Annotated in this window: 23 protein-coding genes and 2 tRNA genes; 6 read left to right on the forward strand and 19 right to left on the reverse strand. The window is 71.0% G+C overall.

The window, feature by feature from the left end:
- Positions 1–45: 45 nt before the first annotated feature.
- From DEJ21_RS14965 to DEJ21_RS15025, 13 genes are all read right to left on the reverse strand, one after another.
- Positions 46–1,041, reverse strand: coding sequence for a Gfo/Idh/MocA family protein (locus tag DEJ21_RS14965; RefSeq protein WP_111225123.1), 996 nt, complete (start codon positions 1,039–1,041; stop codon positions 46–48).
- 95 nt (positions 1,042–1,136) lie between these two features.
- Entirely contained in the window at positions 1,137–1,577 is a 441-nt protein-coding gene (locus DEJ21_RS14970) for a BLUF domain-containing protein (protein ID WP_111225124.1), read from the reverse strand.
- 189 nt (positions 1,578–1,766) lie between these two features.
- Positions 1,767–2,564, reverse strand: coding sequence for a glycoside hydrolase family 16 protein (locus DEJ21_RS14975; protein ID WP_111225125.1), 798 nt, complete (start codon positions 2,562–2,564; stop codon positions 1,767–1,769).
- Positions 2,565–2,745: 181 nt separating this feature from the next.
- A tRNA-Thr gene (locus tag DEJ21_RS14980) sits at positions 2,746–2,818 on the reverse strand.
- A gap of 44 nt (positions 2,819–2,862) precedes the next feature.
- Positions 2,863–3,498: a TetR/AcrR family transcriptional regulator gene (locus DEJ21_RS14985; protein ID WP_111038055.1), complete on the reverse strand. Its 636-nt coding sequence runs from the start codon at positions 3,496–3,498 to the stop codon at positions 2,863–2,865.
- Positions 3,499–3,522: 24 nt separating this feature from the next.
- Positions 3,523–4,665 (reverse strand): DNA polymerase III subunit delta', encoded by a 1,143-nt coding sequence (locus tag DEJ21_RS14990; RefSeq protein WP_071404998.1) that lies wholly within the window; start codon positions 4,663–4,665, stop codon positions 3,523–3,525.
- A gap of 25 nt (positions 4,666–4,690) precedes the next feature.
- Positions 4,691–5,326: a dTMP kinase gene (gene tmk, locus DEJ21_RS14995; RefSeq protein ID WP_111225126.1), complete on the reverse strand. Its 636-nt coding sequence runs from the start codon at positions 5,324–5,326 to the stop codon at positions 4,691–4,693.
- Positions 5,323–8,142, reverse strand: a complete 2,820-nt coding sequence (gene topA, locus DEJ21_RS15000) for a type I DNA topoisomerase (protein ID WP_111225127.1) — start codon at positions 8,140–8,142, stop codon at positions 5,323–5,325. Before topA ends, tmk begins: the two co-directional genes overlap by 4 nt.
- Positions 8,118–8,597: a hypothetical protein gene (locus DEJ21_RS15005; protein ID WP_111225128.1), complete on the reverse strand. Its 480-nt coding sequence runs from the start codon at positions 8,595–8,597 to the stop codon at positions 8,118–8,120. The genes topA and DEJ21_RS15005 overlap by 25 nt, the downstream gene beginning before the upstream one ends.
- Position 8,598: 1 nt before the next feature.
- The gene (locus DEJ21_RS15010) at positions 8,599–8,904 is read right to left on the reverse strand and encodes a TadE family type IV pilus minor pilin (RefSeq protein ID WP_258375093.1); all 306 of its coding nucleotides are present in this window, start codon (positions 8,902–8,904) and stop codon (positions 8,599–8,601) included.
- A gap of 10 nt (positions 8,905–8,914) precedes the next feature.
- The gene (locus DEJ21_RS15015; RefSeq protein WP_111225130.1) at positions 8,915–9,154 is read right to left on the reverse strand and encodes a DUF4244 domain-containing protein; all 240 of its coding nucleotides are present in this window, start codon (positions 9,152–9,154) and stop codon (positions 8,915–8,917) included.
- Between the two features lie 84 nt (positions 9,155–9,238).
- Entirely contained in the window at positions 9,239–10,072 is an 834-nt protein-coding gene (locus DEJ21_RS15020; RefSeq protein WP_181435923.1) for a type II secretion system F family protein, read from the reverse strand.
- On the reverse strand, positions 10,069–10,998 hold the full coding sequence (locus tag DEJ21_RS15025) for a CpaF family protein (protein ID WP_111225132.1): 930 nt from the start codon (positions 10,996–10,998) through the stop codon (positions 10,069–10,071). The genes DEJ21_RS15020 and DEJ21_RS15025 overlap by 4 nt, the downstream gene beginning before the upstream one ends.
- Before the next feature lie 829 nt (positions 10,999–11,827).
- Here DEJ21_RS15025 and acs point away from each other — a divergent pair.
- Positions 11,828–13,780 carry an acetate--CoA ligase gene (gene acs, locus DEJ21_RS15030; RefSeq protein ID WP_111225133.1) on the forward strand — a complete coding sequence of 651 codons (1,953 nt, stop codon included), beginning with the start codon at positions 11,828–11,830 and terminating at the stop codon, positions 13,778–13,780.
- A 79-nt stretch (positions 13,781–13,859) separates the two neighbouring features.
- Here the strand turns inward: acs and DEJ21_RS15035 are convergent, their stop codons facing one another.
- Both DEJ21_RS15035 and DEJ21_RS15040 read right to left on the reverse strand, forming a co-directional pair.
- Positions 13,860–14,321, reverse strand: coding sequence for a RidA family protein (locus DEJ21_RS15035; RefSeq protein ID WP_071405006.1), 462 nt, complete (start codon positions 14,319–14,321; stop codon positions 13,860–13,862).
- On the reverse strand, positions 14,318–14,476 hold the full coding sequence (locus DEJ21_RS15040; protein ID WP_017888699.1) for a DUF4177 domain-containing protein: 159 nt from the start codon (positions 14,474–14,476) through the stop codon (positions 14,318–14,320). Before DEJ21_RS15040 ends, DEJ21_RS15035 begins: the two co-directional genes overlap by 4 nt.
- 50 nt (positions 14,477–14,526) lie before the next feature.
- Here DEJ21_RS15040 and DEJ21_RS15045 point away from each other — a divergent pair, with 50 nt between their 5' ends.
- From DEJ21_RS15045 to DEJ21_RS15065, 5 genes are all read left to right on the forward strand, one after another.
- Positions 14,527–17,094 carry a transglycosylase domain-containing protein gene (locus tag DEJ21_RS15045; protein WP_111225134.1) on the forward strand — a complete coding sequence of 856 codons (2,568 nt, stop codon included), beginning with the start codon at positions 14,527–14,529 and terminating at the stop codon, positions 17,092–17,094.
- Complete coding sequence (locus DEJ21_RS15050; RefSeq protein ID WP_071405008.1) at positions 17,091–18,047, forward strand: metallophosphoesterase; 957 nt, start codon at positions 17,091–17,093, stop codon at positions 18,045–18,047. The genes DEJ21_RS15045 and DEJ21_RS15050 overlap by 4 nt, the downstream gene beginning before the upstream one ends.
- Positions 18,048–18,140: 93 nt before the next feature.
- Positions 18,141–18,214: transfer RNA gene (locus tag DEJ21_RS15055), tRNA-Pro, on the forward strand.
- A gap of 157 nt (positions 18,215–18,371) precedes the next feature.
- Positions 18,372–19,406 carry a sensor histidine kinase gene (locus DEJ21_RS15060; protein WP_111225135.1) on the forward strand — a complete coding sequence of 345 codons (1,035 nt, stop codon included), beginning with the start codon at positions 18,372–18,374 and terminating at the stop codon, positions 19,404–19,406.
- A complete protein-coding gene (locus DEJ21_RS15065; protein WP_111225136.1) occupies positions 19,403–20,020 on the forward strand; it encodes a response regulator in 618 nt (205 codons plus the stop codon). Before DEJ21_RS15060 ends, DEJ21_RS15065 begins: the two co-directional genes overlap by 4 nt.
- A gap of 75 nt (positions 20,021–20,095) precedes the next feature.
- Here DEJ21_RS15065 and DEJ21_RS15070 read toward each other — a convergent pair whose 3' ends face one another.
- The 4 genes from DEJ21_RS15070 to DEJ21_RS18365 form a co-directional block, all read right to left on the reverse strand.
- The gene (locus DEJ21_RS15070; RefSeq protein WP_111225137.1) at positions 20,096–21,139 is read right to left on the reverse strand and encodes an LLM class flavin-dependent oxidoreductase; all 1,044 of its coding nucleotides are present in this window, start codon (positions 21,137–21,139) and stop codon (positions 20,096–20,098) included.
- A 129-nt stretch (positions 21,140–21,268) separates the two neighbouring features.
- Positions 21,269–21,895, reverse strand: a complete 627-nt coding sequence (locus DEJ21_RS15075) for a thymidine kinase (RefSeq protein WP_111225138.1) — start codon at positions 21,893–21,895, stop codon at positions 21,269–21,271.
- Positions 21,895–22,596 carry a response regulator transcription factor gene (locus tag DEJ21_RS15080; protein WP_035808846.1) on the reverse strand — a complete coding sequence of 234 codons (702 nt, stop codon included), beginning with the start codon at positions 22,594–22,596 and terminating at the stop codon, positions 21,895–21,897. The genes DEJ21_RS15075 and DEJ21_RS15080 overlap by 1 nt, the downstream gene beginning before the upstream one ends.
- Positions 22,583–22,835, reverse strand: a 253-nt coding sequence (locus tag DEJ21_RS18365) for a hypothetical protein (RefSeq protein WP_181435924.1), incomplete at its 5' end; no start/stop codon positions are given. The genes DEJ21_RS18365 and DEJ21_RS15080, both read right to left, overlap by 14 nt.

The raw sequence follows: 22,835 nt of genomic DNA on the forward strand, positions 1-22,835 counted from the left end.
GAGCCTCCAGGCCGGATCCGGGATCCGTGGCGGACGGGGGCCGGATCAGGGAGCCGTGACGGGACCGTCGGCCGGGTACCGGACCCCGACCAGGCGTCGTGCCTCGTCCAGCACCGCCATGATCGCGACGGTCTCGTCCGGGTCCATCGGGCCGCCGTCGTGGCGGCCCGACGTGATCATCGTCTCGAAGGCGCGGGCCTCGTGCTCGTAGCCGGCGAGCTCCTCGCGGCCGTCGAACTCCTCGACGACGGCTCCGTCGCGATCACGGATCCGCCAGGTGGTCGGCGTGTACCAGGTGGAGTCGAGGTCGATGCGGCCGGTTTCGCCGATGATCGACGCCGTGTTCGGGCTCCGCAGGTCCATCCCGAAGTGGATCATCGACTGCGCACCGCCCTCGTGCGTCATCACCAGGCCCATCTGCTCGTCGACGCCCTGCTCGCTCAGCGTCCCGGCTGCGACCAGCGCGGTCGGCACCCCGAGCACGTCCACCGCGAAGGACACCGGGTAGATCCCGAGGTCGAGCATCGCTCCCCCGCCGAGTGCCGGGTCGCGCAACCGGTGGCCGGGGTCCGTCGGGAGGGCCTGGTGGTGAGTCGCCTCGACCACCATCGGGCGGCCGATCCGTCCCTCGGCGACGATCTCGCGGATCATCGCCATCTGGGGCAGGAACCGGGTCCACATCGCCTCCATCACCGCGACGCCCGCCTGCCGAGCCGCGTCGACGACCGTCCTGGCCTCGGCCGCGGTCATCGTGAAGGCCTTCTCGACCAAGACGTGCTTGCCCGCCCGGATCGCGAGCAGGGCGTCCTCGGCGTGCCGGACGTGCGGGGTCGCGACGTAGACCGCGTCGACGTCGTCGTCCGCCACCAGGTCCTCGTAGGAACCGTGGGCCCGCTCGATGCCGAACTCGGCGGCGAAGGCCTCGGCGTGTTCGCGGGTGCGGCTGCCCACGGCCGCGAACACGATGCCGGCCGCGGTGCAGTCACCCACGAAGGACCGTGCGATGCCGCCTGTGCCGATGACTCCCCAGCGAACCGTCATGGGTCCTGTCTACCAGCGCGGGGTGTGGCGCGGCCCGCGGCGGTCGTCAGCGGGGTCCGCGTCAGGCGGTCAGCGGCGGCGCCCGCCTCGGGTCGTCAGCGGCGGTGCTTGCCGAGCGCGGCGTCCGGGGCGGCCATCGGGTGGTTCCGGAACCAGCGCAGGAGCTCACGGGCACGGCTCGTGTCGGCGCTCGCATCGCCCTCGGCGAGGAACGAGTCGAAGCCGTCGGGCAGGTCGGCGTCCGGTTCGCGGTGGAACGCCATCTTCCACTCGCCGAAACGCCGGGTGTAGATACGCTCCTCGACGAGCAGGCCGACGTCGGTGTGCCGCGGGTCGTCGATGATGCGCTGGTACGTCTCGAGCACGGCCGCCTCGGGGCCCTCGAGCAGCTGCATGAACCGGCCGTCCTTGTAGACGAGCAGACCGGACAGGCCGGACGCGGTGTTGCGGACCCGTGCGTGCTCGAGCAGTGCGTCGAGCCGCTCCTGGTCGAACACCTCGTTCGCTGCGCTCATGTAGACCAGGGACAGCAGCATGACGACCTCTCGGTGACGACGGAACGGGTTCGTGTCCCATCGTTGTCCGAGTGGCCCGGCAGGGGAATCCCCAGAACGGGGATCGTTCCCGCCCGCGCACCCGCGTCGAGGTTCGGGTCATCGACGCGAGCACACGGGTGTCGGGTCGTACGACCGGACTGATTCGGAGCCCCCGTCCGGGGGGTTTGGTCACTCCGTGTCGTAGGTGCGGACCCAGTCGATCTGCACGTGCCCCGGGTCGCCCCAGTTGCCGATCTGGAACATGTAGCGGTGCGGCGTGGTGGGCACGTTGCGCGGCACCGTGAACACGAGCTTGCCGTCGAGGTAGTACCGGATGATCTTCCCCGGCACCCACTCGGTCGTGTAGGTGTGCCAGTCGTTCCAGGACACCCGGGTGTTGTAGTGCTCGGTCCGCTTCTCGAGCCCCGGGAGCATCGAGTGGTGGAAGACGCGCGGTGAGCCGTTGAACTGCCCCTCCGGGTAGTTCAGCTCGCCGTCCGCCCAGGCGTTCGACGTCGGCCAGAGCATGACCGCGATCCCGTTGCCGTCGCCACCGGTCGCCCGCGCACGGATGCTGAAGGTGCCGCCGACGTGTGACCAGGCGCCGGTGGGCGTGCCGAACGTTCCGGCAGCGCCGTGCTCCCCGTCCATCGCGACGTCCAGGTAGCCGTCGTGGGCGCTGATGAGCTTGTCCGAGTAGTACTTGCCGCCCGTACCGTCGGGGTACGGCTGCCACGAGTTCCGGTACGTCTCGGCGAAGGGGCCGCCCGCTGCGGCGGGGGTGTCGAAGTCCTCGGAGAAGGTCGGCTCGCGGTCCGCGAGGTACGCGGGACCGGTCGCGGACGCCGTCGGGGTCGCGGACGGACCGGTGCTCGGCGACGAGGTCGATGCGGACGTGGCACGGGACTCGGGCACGGCTGCCGCGGTGACCGCGAGGGCTCCGGCGGTGGCAGCGACCACGACGATGACCAGGACACGCTTCAGCACGGCGTCACCGCCGGTGGAGCGCTGGGCTGGTGGTCGGTCATCGTGTCCCCCGTTTCGCGGACAAGGGTAGCCCGCGAACGCGCCCGACGTCTGTCCCTCGGGCGAGGGACACGGGTTTCGTCCGGAATACGAAAACCCCGGTCAGAGCCACTTCGAGTGGGCCTGACCGGGGTGTTCACGGAGCCGCCTGTCGGAATCGAACCGACGACCTATTCATTACGAGTGAATCGCTCTACCGACTGAGCTAAGGCGGCGCACACTCCATGTCCGGAGTGGCACGAGCAATGACTATACAGGTTCAGACGAGTGAACGCGAAACCAGCACGCCGAGCTCGGAGAAGGACCGTTCGAGCTCGTCGACCAGGTGTGTTCCGGCCTCGGAACCCGACCACTCCCACCACGCGTGGCGCAGGGCGGCGAGGGCGACGATGGCCGCGAGACCCGCGCGGCGGCGGAGTGCCTCGGCGTCGGCGGCGAGCTCCGGGTCGGCGTGTTCGAGCCGGCGCGCGACGGCCGCCTGCAGCTCCGCCTGGAACTCCTTCATGGACGCCATGCGACGGCTGAACAGCTCCGGGTTCGCGCGGAGGACCTGCTGCCGCTCCTCGATGAGCCCGCGCTCCTCGATCAGTTCGCGCGTGGAGTGCACGAGCAGCGTGCCGATGTCGGCGAGCAGGTCACCGCTCGGACCACCGTCGACGAACGCCTGCAACGCCGCGTCGTCGGGCAGCTGCGGGTCGTCCCCGAGGATCGCCTGCTCCTTGCTCGGGAAGTAGTTGAAGAACGTCCGGGGCGAGACGTCGGCCCGCCGGGAGATCTCGTCCACCGTCACCGCGCCGAGGCCGTCCTCGATGGCGATCCGGAGCGCAGCCTGCTGGATGGCGCGCCGAGTGGCGCGGCGCTTCCGTTCGCGCAGGCCGGGTTCAGCGTCGGGCATGCCGTGATTGTCGCACGCCGGGCCTCAGCGGCGGGCGCGGGCGATCGTGACGAGCAGTGCTTCGAGCGCCAGGAGTGCCGCCACGTTGGCCGCGATGCGCTGGCGCGCCAGGGCGACGGCGTCGAGGACCTCGAGCGCGGCAGCGGGCGGTGTCGTCGGCAGCGCGTGTTCGAGCTGGTCCTGCATGGCCAGGTTGACCGGTTCCGCGGGGGCTCCGAGCCCCAGCAGGAGCAGGTCGCGGTACAGGGACGAGACGTCGACCAGGATCCGGTCGAGGCCGTCACGCAGGCTGCGGGTCGCCCGGCGTTTCTGGTCGTCCTCGAGAGCACGGAGCTGCGACCGGAGCGCCGGCGGGATCGTCCCGCCGGGTTCGACCCCGAGCGAGCGCAGGGCTGCGTCGCGCTCTTCGGAGTCGCGCTGCTCGGTGATGGACTTGGCGTCCTCGTCGGCGACGGCGAGGAGTTCGGCGGCCGCCATGACGGCATCGCCCACGCTCCGCACACCGAGCACGGTCGTCAGGGTGCGGCGGCGACGGTCTCGGGCCGGCTCGCTCGTGGCCAGGCGCTGTGCCATGCCGATGTGGCTCTGCGCCTGACGAGCAGCATCCATCGCGAGGGCACGGTCGACACCGGTCCGGGCGACGAGCAGGTCGGCGACGGACTCGATGCCGGGCACGCGCAGGCGGACCGAGCGGACGCGTGACCGGATCGTCGGCAACAGGTCGGCCTCACTGGGGGCGCAGAGGATCCACACCGTGCGCTCCGGGGGTTCCTCGAGCGCCTTGAGCAGCAGGTTCGAGGTGCGCTCGGTCATGCGGTCGGCATCCTCGATGATGACGACCCGGTAGCGGCCGACCGACGGCGAGTAGTACGACGAGGTGACGAGCTGCCGGATCTCGTCGATGGTGATGATCACGCGCTGGGTCGTGAGCACCGAGACGTCGGGGTGGGTCTTCGCGGTGATCTGCCGCAGGGTGTGGTCGTCGTCGGGGCCGTTGCCCACGAGCGCCGCGGCGAAGGCGGTCGCCACGTTCGACCGACCCGACCCGGGCGGGCCGGTGATGAGCCACGAGTGCGTCATGCCGCCGGTGCCGTCGGTGGACTCGGCCGCGTTGCGCAGCGACGCGACCGCTTCTTCCTGCCCGGTCAGGCCGTCCCACACGCTCACGGGACCATCCTGTCAGTGACCACCGTCATGCCGGGTCGATCCCGACGAGCGGGGCGACCGCTCGACGGACCGCGTCCTGCACGGTGTCGGTCGGGGCCGAGGCGTCGACCACCAGGAAGCGCGCCGGCTCGGCCTCGGCCATCGCCAGGAAGGCACGACGGACGGACTCGTGGAACGCCGCAGCCTCGGACTCGAGACGGTCGAAGGTGTCGCCCCGCGCCGCGGCCACCCGGGCGCGTCCGACGGTGACGTCGAGGTCGAGCAGGATCGTGAGGTCCGGTGCCAGACCGTCCGCTGCCCACTCCGAGACGGACCGGACCTGCTCGGCGCCGAGCCCGCGCGCGACGCCCTGGTAGGCGACGGACGAGTCGATGTAGCGGTCCTGCAGGACGACCTCGCCGCGTGCGATCGCCGGGCGGACGACCGTCTCGACGTGCTGGGCTCGGTCGGCCGCGTACAGCAGCGCCTCGGCCCGGGGCGCGACGTGGCCCCGCTCGTGCAGGACCATCTGCCGGATCTGGACGCCGAGGTCGGTGCCGCCGGGCTCGCGGGTGCGGACCACGGTCCGACCGTGCGCACCGAGCCACGCCGAGAGCAGCTCCGCCTGGGTCGTCTTGCCCGCGCCGTCGCCGCCCTCGAGCGTGATGAAGCGACCGGTCACTTCTTCTTGGCCGCCGTCCGACGAGCCGGGGTCTTCTTCTTGACCGGCCCCTTGGCACGCTTGTCGGCGATGAGCTGGACCGCGCGGGCGTGGTCGACGGCCTCGACGTCCTCGCCCTTCGGGATGGTCGCGTTCGTCTCGCCGTCGGTGACGTACGGGCCGAACCGGCCGTCCTTCATCTTGATCGGCTTGCCGGACACCGGGTCGGCGTCGAACTCCTTGAGCGCGGCGCTCGCGGTGCGGTTGCCGCCGTACTTCGGCTGCGCGAACAGCTCGAGTGCACCGGGCAGATCGATGTCGAAGATCGCGTCCTCGCCGGGCAGGGTGCGGGTGTCGGTCCCCTTCTTCAGGTACGGCCCGTACCGGCCGTTCTGCGCCGTGATGTCGTTGCCCGTCTCCGGGTCCTGGCCCACGACGCGGGGAAGGTCGAGGAGCTTCAGCGCGGTCTCGAGGTCGACGGTCTGCGGGTCCATCGACTTAAAGAGCGAGGCGGTGCGTTCCTTCGGCGCCGCGGCCTTCTTCGTCGTCTTCTTCGCGGGCGCCTTCTTGGCGGGGGCCTTCTTCGCCGTCGCCGTCTCGCTCGTCGCGGTCGCAGCAGCTGCCTCGGCCGCCGGGGCCTCTGCCGCTGCGGGCACCTCGACGACCTCGCCGGTCTTCGGGTCCACGGTGGGTTCGGGCTCGGGGGTGCGCTCCGTGACGTAGGGGCCGAAGCGGCCGTCCTTCGCCAGGACTTCCTTGCCGGTCTCCGGGTTGATCCCGACGACGCGGTCTCCGATCACCGGAGCGTCGACGAGTTCCTTCGCCTTCTCGACGGTCAGTTCGTCGGGAGCGAGGTCCTCGGGGACGTTGACACGCCGCGGCTTCTCGGGGTCGTCGCTCGGCACCTCGATGTAGGGGCCGTACCGACCGATCCGGAGTGTGAGGCCCGGAGCGAGCTCGACCGAGTTGATCTCGCGGGCATCGATCTCACCGAGGTTGTCGATGACGGTCCGCAGGCCGCGCTGGTCGTCGTCGCCGCCACCGAAGTAGAAGCCCTTGAGCCAGTCCACCCGGTCGGCGTCGCCGCGGGCGATGCGGTCGAGGTCTTCTTCCATCTCGGCGGTGAAGTCGTACTCCACGAGCTCGCCGAAGTACTCCTCGAGCAGGCGCACCACGCTGAACGCGATCCAGTTCGGCACCAGCTGCGTGCCGCGGAGCGAGACGTAGCCGCGGTCGATGATCGTCGGGCTGATCGTGGGGTAGGTCGACGGACGCCCGATCCCCAGCTCTTCCAGCGTCTTGATGAGGCTCGCCTCGGTGAAGCGCGGCGGCGGGGTGGTGTCGTGCCCCTTCGCCTCGACGTCGGTGACCGCGAGGTGTTCGCCCTGGGCCACGTTCGGCAGGGCGACGTCCTGACCGGCACGCTCTGAGGACTCGTGGCGGTCCTCGTCACGGCCTTCTTCGTAGGCGCTGAGGAAGCCGCGGAACGTGATGACGGTGCCGGAGGCGGTGAACTCGGCGTCGGTGCCGTTCGCGGTCGAGGCGATGCCCTCGACCGACTCGGTGGAGGAGATGCCGAGCACGATCGACGCGGTCGAACCCTTGGCGTCCGCCATCTGGGACGCGATGGTGCGCTTCCAGATGAGGTCGTAGAGGCGCCACTCCACACCGGTCAGGGTGCCCTGCAGGTCCTGCGGGGTGCGGAAGGAGTCCCCGGCGGGACGGATCGCCTCGTGCGCCTCTTGCGCGTTCTTGCTCTTGCTCGCGTACAGACGCGGCTTGTCGGGCACGGTGGCCGAACCGTACAGGTCGGCTGCCTGCTTGCGAGCGGCGTCGATGGCCTGCTTCGAGAGCGAGACCGAGTCGGTACGGATGTAAGTGATGTAGCCGTTCTCGTACAGGGTCTGCGCAGCACGAGCGGTCTGTCGCGGGGACAGACGGAGCTTGCGCGCGGCTTCCTGCTGGAGCGTCGACGTGGTGAACGGGGCGGCCGGGCGTCGCGTGTACGGCTTCGAGTCGACGCTGCGGACGGTGGCGTCACCGGCGCGCTCGAGGACCGTCGTCAGCGACGCGGCAGCGGCCTGGTCGAGCCGCACGACGTCACCGCTGAGCGTGCCGCGGTCGTCGAAGTCACGACCGGAGGCGACGCGGGTGCCGTGGATCCGGGCGAGTCGCGCGGAGAAGGAGGACTCGCCGGTCTTCTCGAACCGGGCGGAGAGGTCCCAGTAGTTGGCGGAGACGAAGGCCAGGCGCTCGCGCTCACGGTCGACGACGAGACGGGTGGCGGCGGACTGCACGCGGCCGGCGGACAGACCGGGGGCGACCTTGCGCCACAGGACCGGGGAGACCTCGTACCCGTAGAGACGGTCGAGGATCCGGCGGGTCTCCTGCGCGTCGACGAGGGCGGTGTCGAGCTCACGCGTGGCTTCCTGCGCGCGCTGGATCGCCTCCTTCGTGATCTCGTGGAAGACCATCCGCTTGACGGGGACCTTCGGCTTCAGGACCTGCAGCAGGTGCCACGCGATCGCTTCACCCTCGCGGTCTTCATCTGTTGCGAGGTAGAGCTCGTCGGCGTCCTTGAGGGCGCGCTTCAGCTCGGAGACGGTCTTCTTCTTGGCGTCGGACACGACGTAGTACGGCTCGAAGCCGTTGTCGACGTCCACCGAGAACTTGCCGAGGGAGCCCTTCTTGAGCTCGGCCGGCAGGTTCTTCGGCTCGACGAGGTCGCGGATGTGTCCGACCGAGGCCTGGACTTCGTATCCGTCACCGAGGTATTGCGCGATCGTCTTCGCCTTCGCAGGGCTCTCGACGATCACGAGCTTCTTCGTGCCTGGCACGTGTCTCCTTGATCGATGGTGCTGATCGGCCCTGTCCACGAGCGTGTCCGGGTCGACCGGGACATCGGTGACCGCGGGCCGACAGGCACACCATACACATAGTGTTCGGGCGGGTCGCCTGCCGGACCGGCCACCGCGACTGCGCCGACGACGAACGGACCGGTGCCCACGACCACGCGGACCCGCGCCGTGGTGGCGACGAGTTCGCAGGCGTCGAGGGCGGCCCCGTTCGCCGTGGCGATCCGGGTGGCGACCGCGCAGGGCTCCCCCGGTACCAGCCCGGTGGCGGCAGCCGCGGTGCCCACGGCGGCGGCGTCGGCGGCGCCCTGGGCGCGGATCGCCTGTGTCCGGTGACCAGCTGCGGCGAGCGCCGACGACCCGACGAGGACACCCACGCCGAGGACCGCCACGAGCAGCACGGTCGCCGAGCCGCGCTGGCCGTCGGGACTCGTCACGTCAGCCCCCTCGGGCCACGGCGCACCCCGTCGCGGTCAGTTGGAGTGCCGCGAAGGGGCCTATCCCGCCGCGCGTGGCGTCGACGCAGACCAGGTCACCCTCCGACCGGACGACGACCGAGACCCCCGGAGCGATCCGGTCGGCCGCGGACCGGCCCTGGCTCTCGTCGTCGCGCCCGATCGCCCGGGCGGCGGTGGCTGCGGCGAATTGCAGGCGGCCCTGCGCGTCGACGACGAGGACCGCCGCGACGAGGGCGGTCAGCACGAGCGCCACCACGGGGAGCGCCACCGCGAACTCGACGGTCACGGAGCCGCGCTCACAGCGAGAGCGCGCCACGGACGAGGTCGGTGAGGATGGTCTGGACCTCGCCGGAGCGCATGACGGCGACGAGCACACCGGCGAAGGCCACGGCGGCGAGGATGACGACCGCGTACTCGGCGGTGGCCGATCCCCGGTCGTCCCGCAGTCGGGACCGCCACCGGGCGACGGGGGGACGCGGGTGACTCCGGCGGATGGCCCGACTGGTGCGGCGGTCGGGGGATGACGTGGTGCTCATGGTGTCCGTCCTTTCTGTTCGGTGGGACCAGCGTGTCCCGGCTGGGGTGTCGACGAGGAGGTCCCGGTGGCATCTGTGGAGAAGTCACGCGGTACCGCCCACCGTGGAGGAGAGGACCCCCACCACCACGGGCACCACCCCCACGAGCACGAATGCCGGCAGGACGCAGACCCCGAGCGGCAGCACCAGCCGGACCGCCAGTCGTTCCGCCGCCACGAGCCCGTCGGCAGCAGCCTCGTCGCGCACGTCCTCGGCAGCGCGGCGGAGCAACCCTGCGGCGGGGACCCCGGCGCGCCGGGCGAGGTCGAGGACCTCCCGCAGGCGGTCCAGGTCGCCGGCGGGCGCGGCGGCCCCCGCGGACGCCTCGGCGACGGCCTGCCCGGCGGTGGTCCACGACCCGCCTCCGGCGACCGCCACGGCCCAGGCATCGAGGAGCACCCCGGGGACGCGGCCGTCGGGGGTCGCGGAACGGACCAGCCGAGCGGTCCACCTCCGACCGGCCAGGACGAGGGCCGCCGCCGTGCACGAGCACGCCCAACCGGCCGGTGAGCCGACCAGGACCTCGACGGCACCGGCACCCCAGGCCGCACCGAGGCCCAGCCCGAAGAGCGGCAGCGCGAGCACGACCCGGGCGCTCGTCCGCGGACCGGCCAGGGCGACCCGGATCGCGCGGTCCGAGGCGGCGGCGCGTCGGAGCGCGCCGGCGAGCCCGCGGAGGGTCTCCGCGACGGGCGCTCCCGTCCGGTCCGCCACGCGGAGGACGACGACGATGTCCTGCTGGGCGGGTCCCCCGGACCCGGGCAGTCCGCCGACGAGCCGCCAGGCGCGCGGCGGCGGGACCCCCGCCGCGACCAGCGTCGCCACCCGGTCGAGCACCCCGGCCACCCGCGCCGGGCCGTCGGGTGTGGGTCGGCTCACCGCAGCCCGTCCACCGGGCGCACCTCGAGCCTCCCGTCCCGGCCGACGCACAACGTGCCCACGCCGCCGAGCCGCCGCTGTCCTGCTCGTCGCTCCACGTGCAGGACCAGGTCGAAGGCACTGACGGCCTGCCGGGCGAGCGCCTCGGCGCCGAGGCCGGCGAGTGCGCCGAGTGCTTCGAGGCGAGCGGCCACGTCGGCGATGCCGTTGGCGTGCACGGTGCCGGCTCCTCCGTCGTGCCCGGTGTTCAGGGCGGAGAGGAGTTCGCGGACCTCGGCGCCGCGGCACTCCCCCACGACGATCCGATCGGGTCTCATCCGCAGCGCCTCGCGCACGAGCCGGTCGAGGCCGATCGCGCCGACCCCCTCGGCGTTCGCCTGCCGCGCCTCGAGCGCGACGACGTGCGGGTGGGCGATCCGGAGCTCGGCGACGTCCTCCACCGTCACGATGCGCTCGTCGACGGGGACGTTGCCGAGCATCGCCGCGAGCAGGGTGGTCTTGCCGCTGCCGGTCGCGCCGGTGACCAGCACGTTCCGGCGCGCGGCGACGGCGTCCTCGACGACCGACCGCGGGACGAACGCGAAGGTCCCGCCGCGCTCGAGGGTGGCGAGGGAGGGTCGCTGGACCTGTGGCAGCCGGATCGACACGGCGGTGCCGCCGACGGACACCGGAGCAAGGACGACGTGGACCCGGACACCGTCGCCGTGCCGGACGTCCGCGCACGGGGTGGTCTCGTCGACGTGGCGACCGCCGAGCGCGACGAGCCGGGTCGCGAGCTCGCGGGCTCGCGCTTCGGTCAGTCGCGGCTGGACGGCCTCGAGGCCGGTCCCGCGGTCGACCCAGGTCCCCACGCCACCGAGCACCAGGACGTCCGTCACGGTGGCATCAGTCACCAGGGCGGCGAGTTCCTCGAACTCGACGACCACGGCGGCCCGGCGACGAGCCGGCGGCGCGGCCCCGGGTAGGAAGGGTGCCGACGGAGCATGGGTCCGAGCCGGTGCCGAGAACGCAGGCGGTGTCGATGCGGCAGGCGCCGAGGTGTGAGACGGCGACGCGACGGACTCCGACGCCGACACGCGGGGAAGAAGAGGAGCACGGTGCAGGGGCATGCCGCCGACGGTAGGCAGCGACCCACCACCCCGACGAGACCGTCCCCACTTCTGTGGACAACGTCGGTATGCCCCACCAACGGACCGGTTTGTCCCCCGAAACGGAAAGCCGTACCCCGGTCGATGATGCGACACCGACGCGCTCGGGGTGACCCACCACCCCCGCTTCCCCCGGCCGGACTGTGCGTAGCACCTGCTACGCAAGAACATGCAGAATGCATGCACGAGCATGGACCGGTCTGTCCACGCGACCGGCGTCCCTGCGCGGATCGGGGCACACGTCGGCACCCGACGAGCAACCGTCGCTCGAGTCGGACTCCGGAAAACAGAAGAGGCGGCACCGGTTGGGGGGAACAGGTGCCGCCTTGACATCGAGGGATTGGGGGGAATCCGATTCGATGCCGCCGGAAACGAGTCCAGCGGGAACTACTGTACCCCACGATCGGCCCTCGAGGGCAACCCCGGACACGACCTCCGGGCGTGCCGCGCCCCGACCCGGCCGAGGGGTAGTCTCCGGATGCACGCAGGCACCGGCGACGGATGCTCGCACGCACCCGCCGCGGATGCACGCCCGCATCCACGGCGGACGCACGCATGCATCCACGACGGATGCCACCAGAGGCCGCAACGACGCGAAAGGACATCGATGTCCACTCCGACCCAGACCGACCCCCGAGGCGACGACGGAGCGACCTTCGCACCGCCGCCCGAGTTCGTGGCCGACGCGGTCGCCGGCGAGGACCTCCACCGCGCAGCAGCAGCCGACCGCGAGGCGTTCTGGGCCGAGCAGTCCCGCTCCCTGCTCGACTGGCGCACCCCGTTCACGCAGACCCTGGACTGGTCGGGCGCCCCGTTCGCGAAGTGGTTCGCCGACGGCACGCTCAACGTCGCCGAGAACTGCCTCGACCGACACGTCCGCGCTGGCAACGGCGACCGGGTCGCGATCCACTTCGAGGGCGCTCCCGGCGACACGCGTCGGATCACCTACGCCGAGCTGACCGCCGAGGTCCAGCGCGCCGCGAACATGCTCACCGACCTCGGCGTGGGCCAGGGGGACCGGGTGGTCGTGTACCTGCCACTCATCCCCGAGGCCGTCGTGACGATGCTCGCCGTCGCCCGCATCGGCGCCGTGCACTCGGTCGTCTTCGGCGGGTTCAGCGCGGAGAGCCTCCGTGCCCGCATCGAGGACGCCGGCGCGAAGCTCGTCGTCACCGCGGACGGCGGGTGGCGGCGCGGTGCCGTCTCACCGCTCAAGCCCGCAGTCGACGAGGCGCTGACCGGCGAGGGCACCGACACGGTCGAGCACGTCCTGGTCGTCAAGCGCGGCGGCAACGACATCGCCTGGAACGACCGCGACGTCTGGTGGCACGACGAGCTGGCGAAGGCGGCGCCGACCCACGAGGCCCGGGCGTTCCCCGCCGAGACCCCGCTGTTCATCCTGTACACCTCGGGCACGACCGGGAAGCCGAAGGGCATCGTGCACACCTCCGGCGGCTACCTGACCCAGGCGGCCTACACGCACAAGAACGTCTTCGACATGCACCCGGAGAAGGACGTCTACTGGTGCACCGCCGACATCGGCTGGATCACCGGCCACTCCTACGTCGTCTACGGCCCGCTCGCCAACGGCGTGACCCAGGTGCTCTACGAGGGCACCCCCGACGAGCCGAAGCCCGGCCGCTGGTGGGACCTCGTCGACGCGTACGGCGTCACCGTCCTCTACACCGCACCCACGGCGGTCCGCGCCGCGATGAAGGCCGGCCGCGAGATCCCCGAAGCGCGCAGCCTCGAGACCCTCCGCCTGCTCGGCAGCGTCGGCGAACCGATCAACCCCGAGGCGTGGCAGTGGTACCGCCAGGTCATCGGCCACGACCGCACGCCGATCGTCGACACGTGGTGGCAGACCGAGACCGGCGCCATCATGATCTCCGCGCTGCCCGGCGTCACGAAGCTCAAGCCCGGCGCCGCGCAGACGCCCCTGCCGGGCATCGTCGCCGAGATCGTCGACGACGACGGCAACCGTGCCGAACCTGGCGAGAGCGGCTACCTCACGATCACCGAGCCGTGGCCGTCGATGGCCCGCGGGATCTGGAACGACCCGGACCGGTTCGTCGAGACGTACTGGTCGCGGTTCCCCGGCCGCTACTTCGCCGGCGACGGTGCGCGGCTCGACGGGCAGGGCGACATCTGGGTGCAGGGGCGCGTCGACGACGTCATGAACGTCTCGGGACACCGCCTGTCGACGGCTGAGATCGAGTCCGCCCTGGTCGGCCACGAGGGCGTCGCCGAGGCCGCCGTGGTCGGTGCCGCCGACGAGACCACCGGGCAGGCCGTCGTCGCCTTCGTCATCCTGACGGCCGAGGCCGCCGCAGACGTCGACCGCGAGACCGCCTCCGCGGAGCTCCGCAACTGGGTCGGCAAGCGGATCGGCGCGATCGCGAAGCCGCGCCAGGTCGTCATCGTGCCGGAGCTGCCGAAGACACGCTCCGGCAAGATCATGCGGCGCCTGCTCCGCGACGCGGCCGAGGGCCGCCGCATCGGCGACACGACGACGCTCGCCGACCCGACGATCATGGCGACCATCGCGGAACTCATGTAGTCCCGGGGACGGAAGCAGGGCCTCCAGTCAGATCCGGACTGGAGGCCCTGCTCGCGTACTGCGTTCGGCTGACGGTCCGTCAGGCGGTGAGCTCCACCACCAGCTCGACCTCGACCGGCGCGTCCAGCGGGAGCACGGCGACGCCCACCGCGCTCCGCGCGTGGACGCCGGCGTCGCCGAAGACCTCGCCGACCAGGGTCGACGCGCCGTTCGCGACACCGGGCTGCCCGGTGAACGACGGGTCCGACGCGACGAAGACCGTGACCTTGACGACACGGGCCACGCGGTCGAGCGAACCGGCGACCGACTGCACGGCGGCCAGGGCGTTCAGCGCGGCGACGCGTGCCTGGGCGGCAGCGGTCTCCGCGTCGACGTCGGTACCGACCTTGCCGGTCACGGGCAGTGCGCCGTCGACGAAGGGCAGCTGGCCCGCCGTGTAGACGTACTGGCCCGTCACGACGGCGGGCACGTAGGCGGCGACGGGCGCGGCGACCGCGGGGATCGTCAGGCCGAGTTCGGCGAGCCGGTCGGAGACGCTCATGCGTCGGCCTTGGGGCGCTTCAGGTAGGCGACGAGACCGCCCTCGGGCCCGGTGACGATCTGGACCAGCTCCCAGCCCTCGTCCCCGTAGTTGTTGAGGATCGCGGTGGTGTTGTGGATCATCAGCGGCGTGGTGAAGTACTCCCAGCGAGTCATGCGGTTCCTTGCCAGCCTTTCAGTCGGGGGTGTCGTTTAGGCTGCATCCTATGTCTGCCCAGAAGACGTCTGCATCGCGGACCAAGCCCGTCTCAGCAGTCGGCGCCTTCATCGGATTCGTCGGGTTCAGTGCCCTCGCCGGCCTGCTCGTCACGATCGGGGTCACCCCGGCCATCGCCGTCGCCGGTGTCACGACGACGTCCACGATCGGTGTGTTCGAGTCCCTGCCGGAGTACATCGAGATCGGTGACCTGCCGCAGCGCAACGAGCTGTACGCGTACTCGGGCGGCAAGTCGGTGCACTTCGCCACCCTGTACGACCAGAACCGCCAAGAGCTGAAGTTCGACCAGATCAGCGACCAGCTGAAGAACGCGGCGATCGACGGCGAGGACAAGCGCTTCTACGACCACGGCGGCGTCGACATGACGTCGCTCATCCGCGCCGGTGTGGGCAGCATCGCGGGCGGCCTCGGCGACTCGGGCGGTGGGTCGACGCTGACCATGCAGCTCGTCCGCAACATCAAGATGAACGAAGCCCTGAACCTCCCCACCAAGAAGGAGCAGGAGAAGGCCTACAACGAGGCCGTCGAGCAGACCATCCCCCGCAAGCTGGAGGAGATGAAGCTCGCGATCGGGCTGGCGAAGAAGTACTCCAAGAAGGAGATCCTCACCGCCTACCTGAACATCGCCTACTTCGGCGACCAGACCTACGGCGTGCAGGCCGCGGCGCAGCACTACTACAACAAGAGCGCGACCGACCTGACCCCGGCCGAGGCCGCGTCGCTCATCGCGATCGTGCAGTACCCCGAGGCGCGCAACCTGTCGAGCCCGAAGAAGTACGACGCCAACGTCGCCCGACGCAACGTCGTGCTCCGTTCGATGTACGACCAGAAGAACCTCACCGAGGCCGAGTACCGAACGGCCCGCCAGTCGAAGCCGGCGGACTACGTGCACCTGACGCAGCCCTCGCAGGGCTGCCGCGCCTCGGTCGGCGACGGCTCGCAGTTCTTCTGCGACTACGCCAAGAAGGTCGTACTCGAGATGTCGCAGCTCGGCTCGTCGCAGAAAGCTCGCGACACCGCGTGGCGCAACGGCGGCTACAAGATCCAGACGACGCTGAACATCGACCTGAACGCCGAGCAGAAGCGTCTCGTCAACACGTACGACAACAAGGCCGAGACGAACCTGGCCCTGGGCGCCACGCTGAACTCGATCGAGGCAGGCTCCGGCCGCATCGTCACGATGGCACAGAACAAGGACTTCGACGAGTCGTTGAAGTCCGCGCCGACATCGACGTCCCTGAACTACAGCGTCGACGAGAAGTACGGCAGCGCCAAGGGCTTCCAGACCGGCTCGACGTACAAGCTCTTCACCCTGCTCGCGTGGCTGCAGGCCGGGCACGGGCTGAACGAGGTCGTCAGTGGCGCGCCGCGCGACATGTCGACGGGGTGGACCCAGTGCGGCCAGCCGTACTACGTCGGAGGCGGATACCGGCCGAAGAACGACAGTCCCGGCGAGAGCGGCAACTACACCGTCGCCGCGGCGACGGCGCAGTCCATCAACCTGGCGTTCCTCAACATGGCGCAGAAGCTCGACCTCTGCGACATCAAGAAGGTCGCCGAATCCCTCGGCGTCCACCGTGCGGACGGCGGGGAGCTCCTCTCCAACCCGTCGTCGGTCCTCGGTATCAACGAGATCGCGCCCATGACGATGGCCGCCGCGTACGCCGCCGTCGCGAACAACGGCATCTACTGCAAGCCGATCGCCATCGACCAGATCACCTCGCCCTCCGGCAAGAAGCTCGGCGGACAGACCAAGGACTGCAAGCAGGCGATCGATCCCGAGGTCGCCCACGCTGCGGTCTACGCCATGAAGGGCACGATCGCTGGCGGCACCGCTCGCGGCGCGCAGACCCCGGACGGCATGCAGCTGTTCGGCAAGACGGGTACGACCGACGACGGCAACCAGATCTGGCTGGTCGGCTCGAGCTCGCGTGTCGCCACCGCCTACTGGCAGGGCAACACCGACGGCAAGCTCACCAACCTCCGCAACTTCAGCAACGGGGTGAGCGGCACGTACGCCGCCAGCCGTGCGGACGTGTGGCGGCAGGCGCAGACGCCGGTCAACGCGATCTACCCAGCGGGTCCGTTCACCGACCCGAACAGCTCGGCGCTCCGCGGCAATGCCAAGGCGCTCCCGAACCTGCAGGGCAAGACCGCGGACGAGGCCCGCGCGGCGATCTCCGGCGCCGGGTTCACCTACGTCGACGGTGGGGCACGCCCCGGCCCGGGGAACCCCGGTTCCGTGACCTCGACGTCCCCGGCGGCGGGTGCGCTCCTGTCCTCGGGTTCGAGCGTCACCGTCTACACGTCCGACGGCACCCAGGCGACCGTGCCTGAGATCGGCGGCGACTCACTCGGGGACGCCCGCTCGGCCCTGAACGACGCCGGGTTCACGAGCGTCACCCTCGCCGACAGCTACGCCAAGGGCGGCGGTGGCAAGACCTGCAAGGTCGCCGCGGTCGAGCCGGCGATCAACGCCACGGCGAACAAGAACGACAACGTGACGATCCAGCTCTACGGCGACAAGAACGGCAAGGCGCCCAAGGACTGCAAGTGACCCGCGGTCGCACCGCACTCGGCGTCCTCGCTGCCGGCGCGGCCGTCGGAGCTGCTTCGGCAGCGTGGGGCTCGCTCGTCGAGCGGCGTCGCTTCGGGATCCGGTGGGAGACCGTCCCGGTGCTCCCGCCGGGATCCCGTGACGTCACCGTCCTGCACCTCTCCGACATCCACATGGCCCCGTGGCAGGCCGACAAGCAGCAGTGGCTGCGCGACCTGAGCCTGGTCGAACCGGACTTCATCGTGAACACCGGGGACAACCTCGGCCACGCGACCGCGAACGCCGCCGTGGAGTACGCGCTCGAGCCGTTCCGCGGGGTGCCCGGTGTCTTCGCCTACGGGTCGAACGACTTCTTCGGGCCCTCCCCGCGCAACCCGCTCAAGTACTTCTCGGGGCCGAGCCGGATGCACAAGGCTGCGGAGCCCGTCGGTCTCGACATCGATCGGCAGACGGCGTTCTTCGAGTCGCTCGGCTGGCTCGACCTCAACGACCAGGCGCACGCGATCGAACTCCGCGGCTCCCGGTTCGAGCTGTTCGGCACCTCGGACGCGCACCGCGACTGGGACCGCCTCGACCTGCTCCCCACCAACGTCGACGAGATGCGCAGCGACGTGCCGTGGTCCGAGGACGAGGACGGCCCCGCTCCGGTCGCGATCGGTGTCACGCACGCGCCGTACCGTCGCGTGCTCGATGCCTTCGTGACCCAGGGTGCCGACATCATCTTCGCCGGGCACACCCACGGCGGTCAGGTGGCGGTCCCCGGGGTCGGCGCGCTCGTCACGAACAGCGACCTCCCCCGCCGGTACGCGAGCGGGTTGCACAAGTGGGAGCACCGCAACCACTGGTCGTGGCTCGAGGTCTCGGCCGGTCTCGGCACCTCGATCTACGCGCCCGTCCGGTTCGCCTGCCGGCCCGAGGCCGTCGTGGTCACCCTGACCGCGCGGGCTTCCTGAGCCGACGCGCCCGGGAGTTCACCGGATGGTCGTGAGCATCCCCGATCATCGGATAGTATTGTCTGGTTGCTCCGGTACGGAGTGATCACACCGCGGGGTGTGGCGCAGCTTGGTAGCGCGCCTCGTTCGGGACGAGGAGGTCGCAGGTTCAAATCCTGTCACCCCGACACTGTGTTGAGACAGTACGAAGAAGGCCCTGGTTCTCCGGAACCAGGGCCTTCTGCTTTCCCCGGATGCGTCTCGGCCGCCCGATGGGTCGCACGACCCAGTCAGCCGGTCCCCGCCCCATCGCGAGCAGCCCCTCCCGCTACGCTCGCAAACGCCATGCAGAACGACCATCCCCTCGCCGCCGTGCTCGTCACGATCGCCGCCGAGTTTCCCGACATCGCGGACGACCCGGCCCTGGCGCAGAGCCTGACCGAGAACGTCTCGTCGATGATCGCCGAGGCCCACGAGCGCTACGCCGCGGGGACCGACGGCAGCGTCGTGAGCCACGCGTTCCTCGACCCCGAGCACCTGGCGACCGGCAGTCTGCACGCCGAGCACGCCCAGCACCCGGCCGGCGCCATGCTCGCGGCGGAGATGCTGTTCGATGCCTACCTGCCGGTCTTCGTCGACGAGGTCGGCGCGGCGTCCACCGCCGAGGTCCTGCGCGCCACCAGGGCCCTGCACGCCGGCATCTGGAGCCGGTTCCCGGCCGGGGCGGTCGCGTACACGGAGGCACTGCGCCAACGCCTCACCACGGCGCACCTGGACTCCCGGACGCAGATCGCGCGGGACCTGCACGACCGCGTCGCCCACGGCATCCTCGCCGGGCTGCAGCGCCTCGACCTCGTCCTGCTGACGGATCCGCCGGCGGACGAACGAGCCGACCAGCTCGACGACGCAGCGCGGTTGCTCCGGAGCGCACTCGGCGACGTCCAGGACCTCGCAGTGAGCCTGCACGCCCGGGTCGGGGATGCCCTGCTCGACGACGCGCTCCGACGGCACGTGCGCGATCTGTTCCCCGACGACGACCTCCTGTCCATCGAGTCGACGGGTGTCGCCGGTCCCCTGCCGAACTGGCAGGCCGAGGAAGCGCTGACGATCCTGCTCGAGGCGCTCACGAACCGCAGCAAGCACGCTCCGGGCTCGACGACCTCGGTGCGCTTCGCGTGGTCCCCCACTGCGCTGGTGGTGACGGTCGCCGATGACGGACCGGGCTTCGACGTGGAGAGCGACGCCGACGGCCGCCTCGGCCAGCAGACCATGCGCGAGCGTGCGGCGGTGATCGGGGCCCGGCTCGACGTCGACAGCGTCCGCGGCAGCCGAGACCACGGCACCACCGTCCGCCTGACCATCCCGAGGGGGACCCTGTGACCGTCACCCACGTCGCCATCGTCGACGACCACCGGCTCTTCCGCGAAGGACTCGCCACGATCCTGGCCGCGGTCCCCACGATCCGCGTCGTGGCGCACGGCGAACGACCGTCAGAGGTGCTCGACTCCCCCGAGGCCGCCGCGATCGACGTCCTGCTGCTCGACGTCGAACTGGACGGCCCGCCGGCACGGACGACGATCGCCACGGTCCGCCGGACCCGCCCGGACATCCGGGTGGTGGTGCTCACGATGCACCGGGACGCCGTCCTCCGCCGGACCCTGCTCGATGCCGGCGCGGTCGACTTCGTCACGAAGGACACCCCGAGCCGTGAACTCGTCGACCGGATCGCCCGCGCAGCCCACGCCGATGCGGCACCCGTCACGTTCCCCGTCGACCTGGTGACCGAGGCCCGAGCCGGCTCACCGTTGAGCGACCGCGAGCTCGAGGTCCTGCGGCTCCTCGCCGCCGCGCGCACCAACGCCGAGATCGCCGCCGACCTGCAGCTCGCGATCGGCACCGTCAAGCGGCACGTCTACAACGTCTTCCGCAAGCTCGACGTCGGTTCCCGCGTCGGGGCCGTCGCTGCAGCCACGCGCCTGGGCCTGCTCGCCTGAAGCGCCACAGAACTTCGTGAGCAGGAATGGTCGGGTGCCCAGCGGACACCCGACCATTCCTGCTCACGAAGCGAACTAGACGGAGACCGACGCACCCGCGGGCACGAGCTTGCCAGCCGCGTGCAGCCCGGCCACGACGTCGAGCGCCTGGTGCCGGTACCGCGCCTGTGCAGCACCGGGCGAGACGATCACGCCGTTCGCTCCGGTCGACGCCACGAGCGCGTTGATCTGCTCCGCGACCTGCTCGGCGTTGCCGTAGGCCTGACGCTCGGTGCGGGCCGCGATGAACCGACGCTCGAGGTCGTTGAACTCGTACGCACGCGCCTCGTCCATCGACACCGGCTCCGGCTTCCGGCCCGAGCGCATCCGGATGAACGAGATCATGCCCGGGGCGCTCTGCTCGTCGATGACGGCGGGGTCCTCGTCGGTGACGACCTGCACACCGATCAGCGCGTTCGGCGTCTGCCGGAAGCGCGACGGACGGAACGAATCGCGGTACAGGGCGAGTGCCGCCTCGGTGTTGTCGGACGCGAAGTGGTGGGCGAAGGCGAACGAGATACCGAGCGCACCGGCGACCTGGGCGCTGTAGCCCGAGGACCCGAGCAGCCAGAACTCCGGCACGTCGCCGTAGCCCGGCACGGCGCGGATGCCGGCCAGCGGGTTCTCCGCGCCCATTCCGGTGAAGAACCCGATCAGGTCGGCCAGGCGGTCCGGGAAGTCGTCCACGTCGAGTCGGTCCGTGCGGCGGAGGGCCATCGCCGTCGCGCCGTCGGTGCCGGGAGCGCGCCCGAGCCCGAGGTCGACCCGGTCGCCGTACAGGGCACGGAGGGTGCCGAACTGCTCGGCGACGACGAGGGGCGCGTGGTTGGGCAGCATGACGCCACCGGATCCGATGCGGATGGTCGAGGTGGCCGCGCCCACAGCGCTCAGCAGCACCGCCGGGGCCGAGGACGTGATGCCCGGCATCCCGTGGTGTTCGGCGACCCAGAACCGCTCGTACCCGAGCTGCTCGGCGTGCACGGCCATGTCGATGGACCCCTGCAGGGCCTCGGTGTTGGACTGGCCGTACTCGCGGGTTGCCAGGTCGAGGACGGACAGGTGCAGGGTGTCGTCGGTCATGTGGTCACCAACGCGCGTCGACGCACGTGCATTCCTGGGCACGCGACGGACTGGAGGCCCGTGGCGGCGCCGCCACGGGCCTCCAGTCCGTCTGCTGGGTGCGGACCGGACGCACGCCGGCGCGAGCGGTCAGGCGCCGTCGAGGCGGCCGCCGGATTCCGTCAGGTAGCAGTTGGCGCAGAGCGACTCGTAGGCGACGTCGACGCCGTCGATCGCGACCTGGGAGCCGTCGAAGACGAACCGGCCGTCGACCGTCCGGGCGTTGAAGACCGCCTTGCGGCCGCAGCGGCAGATGGTCTTCAGCTCTTCGAGGGAGTGCGCGACCTCGAGCAGGCGGGCGCTGCCGGGGAACGCCTCGGTGCGGAAGTCCGTGCGGATGCCGTAGGTGATGACCGGGATCTCGTCGAGCACCGCGATGCGCAGCAGGTCGTCGACCTGCTGCGGGGTGAGGAACTGCGCCTCATCGACGAGCACGCAGCTGACGGGCCGCACCATGCCGTCCAGGCGGTCCGAATCGGGGTCGACGGCGCCGGCGGCGGAGACGGCCTGGCGCACGTCGGCGTCCGGCGAGAACACGATGTCGACGGTCCGGGTGACGCCGAGGCGGGAGACGATCTCGCGGTCGCCCTTGGTGTCCACCGCGGGCTTGGCGAGCAGCACCCGGTGCCCGCGCTCCTCGTAGTTGTAGGCGGCCTGCAGCAAGCCCGTGCTCTTGCCGCTGTTCATCGCGCCGTAGCGGAAGTAGAGCTTCGCCACTACGCGAGGAACCCGTCCTCGGCGGCCCGACGGATGAGGTCGGACTTCTTCGAGGCGGGGCGGCCCACCTTGCTGTACTTCTCACGCACGCGACGCAGGTAGGTCTTGGCGGTCTCGTACTGCACGTTCATCTGCGCGGCGACCTCGTTCGTCGAGTAGCCGGACACGTAGAGCCGCAGCGCCTCTTCCTCACCGGCGCTGAGCTTCGGGCGCTGGTGCGCGGCGGCACCCGTCGGCAGCGGACGCCACTCGCGGGGCTGCGGGGTCTCGCGGGCGACGCCCATGATCTCGCGGGCGACGTCCATCACCTCGCGCATCGGGAGCGACTTCGACAGGAACGCCGCGGCGCCGGCTGCCAGGGCGCGGTCGCGGGACTCACGGCTGTCGACGCTCGAGAGCACGATGACCTTCGCCCCGGCGGCACGGCAGGTGCGGACGCGGGCCTCGATCGAGACCGGTTCCTTGAGCTGGAAGTCCAGGAACACCAGGTCGGTCGGGAAGCTGTCGCTGTGGACCATCTCGAGCCAGGTGTGCGCGGTCAGGGCCAGGTCGAAGTCGAACGCGTTCACCGCGATCCAGCTCGACAGGCTGTCCAGCAGCACCTCGTGGTCGTCGAGGATGGCCAGCCGCACACGTCGCGCTCCCGGGTTCGGGAGGGACGGCGACCCCTCCGAGAGCCTGTTCGGGTCAGTGCTGGTCATAGGAGAACCTTAGTGCGAGGGCGGAAGGGCGGACCGCGACGTCGAGGTCGGGGAACGTCACGCGGAGGACGGCGAAGTAGGGGTCGAAAGTGCGGTGGATGCCGATGTCGGAGTCCGCCACGGCGAGCTCCATCTCGACGGACACACGGCCGGGTGCGGGTGCCTGCGCGGGTCGGGCCGCCAGGGCTGCCCGCGCCGCGGGGGCCGCGGGGGCCGCGGGGCGGGCCTGGGGTGCCGGG

The organism is Curtobacterium sp. MCSS17_006 (genome assembly GCF_003234215.1).
In the GTDB taxonomy this organism is placed as follows: domain Bacteria; phylum Actinomycetota; class Actinomycetes; order Actinomycetales; family Microbacteriaceae; genus Curtobacterium; species Curtobacterium flaccumfaciens.